The organism is Stenotrophomonas sp. A3_2 (assembly GCF_036624925.1).
In the GTDB taxonomy this organism is placed as follows: Bacteria; Pseudomonadota; Gammaproteobacteria; order Xanthomonadales; family Xanthomonadaceae; genus Stenotrophomonas; species Stenotrophomonas hibiscicola.
The window spans coordinates 1-313 of sequence record NZ_JAZKVY010000070.1; the positions used below are offsets into that span (position 1 = coordinate 1).

Below are 313 nucleotides of genomic sequence, written 5' to 3' on the forward strand. Positions count from 1 at the left end.
TGGAGGCGATCAACGCGGCCTCCGGCCAGTTGCCGAAGAACCTGCCGAGCCAGCCGACCTTGCGGAAGGTGAACCCGGCGGACGCGCCGATTTTCATCGCCGCCGTGCAGAGCGACGACGCGCCGCTGACCACCGTGGACGATTACGCCGAGAACGTGCTGAGCCAGCAGCTCAGCCAGATCAAAGGGGTGAGCCAGGTCGCCATCGGCGGCCAGCAGAAGCCGGCGATCCGGATCGATGTCGATCCGGCGGAGCTCGCCAGCATGGGCATGACGCTCGAGGATGTGCGCCAGACGCTGGTGAGCGCCACGGT

1 protein-coding gene is annotated in these 313 nt (G+C 67.4%); it reads left to right on the top strand.

Going from position 1 to position 313, the window contains the following annotated elements:
• On the top strand, positions 1-313 hold a 313-nt coding region (locus R5H29_RS01240; protein ID WP_332328601.1), incomplete at both ends, for an efflux RND transporter permease subunit.